Raw genomic sequence first — 950 nt, forward strand, 5'->3', positions numbered from 1 at the left:
GGGATTCAGCCTTGAGCCTGGGCTTCTTCCCGCCCTTTTTCCACGTTGACCCGGAAGAACAGCACCAGCCCCCCGGCTAGGAAAAACAGGGTCAGGGAGAGCAGGGCCAGCCGGGTATCCCCCGTCAGAAGGAGCAGCCCCCCATAGACGAAAGGTCCGATCATGGCGGAAACCTTGCTTGATATGGCGTAAAAGCCGAAAAATTCCGCGTTCTTGCCCGGCGGCACCAGGGAGGCGAAGAGAGAGCGGCTGATGGCCTGTCCCCCGCCCAGCACCACGCCGATCATTGCCCCCATGATGTAGAACTCCCACAGCACCTGCACCACCTGCCCGTATGTCACCACGGTGGTGAATACGATCAGGATAAAGTATAGCGTGCGCTTTTCCCCATAACGGGTGGCCAGCCAGCCGCAGAAGATCGCTCCCGGAAACGCGATCAACTGGATCATGATCATCACCGGAATCAACTCGTTGAGCGTGATCAGCTTCGCCATCGTGCCATCCACGAAGATGTTCTGCAGAGCATAGGGCGTGGCGTTGGAGATCAGCGTGGCGATGCCGTCGTTGTAGAGCAGGAAGGCCAGCAGAAACCAGGCGGCGTTGGGAGTGCGCCGGATGCCGCCGATGGTGTGGCCCAACTCCCGCAACACGGCGCCGAATCCCACCCTTCCGGCCTTGCGGGCGGGCCGCTCCCTGAGCAGGACGAAGGTGAGCAGCGCCCAGCCGCCCCACCACAGGCCGATCAGCAGAAAGGCATTGTGCACCGAACCCCGGGGGGGCACGAAGAAGGCCAGGGAGGCGATCAGCACCAGCACCCCGCCCAGATACCCGAATGCGAACCCGGCGCTGGAAAGATAATCCCGCTCCCGGTCATCGGCGATGTCCGGGAGAAAGGCGTTGTAGAAGACGTTTCCCCCTTCGAATCCCACGTTCGCCAGCAGGATCAACAG

Annotated in this window: 1 protein-coding gene; it reads right to left on the bottom strand. The window is 61.8% G+C overall.

From position 1 onward, the window contains the following. Positions 1 to 5: 5 nt before the first annotated feature. Positions 6 to 950: an MFS transporter gene (locus tag FVQ81_18730; GenBank protein ID MBW7998566.1), complete on the bottom strand. Its 945-nt coding sequence runs from the start codon at positions 948 to 950 to the stop codon at positions 6 to 8.

Source organism: Candidatus Glassbacteria bacterium, from assembly GCA_019456185.1.
GTDB lineage: Bacteria > Gemmatimonadota > Glassbacteria > GWA2-58-10 > GWA2-58-10 > JAJRTS01.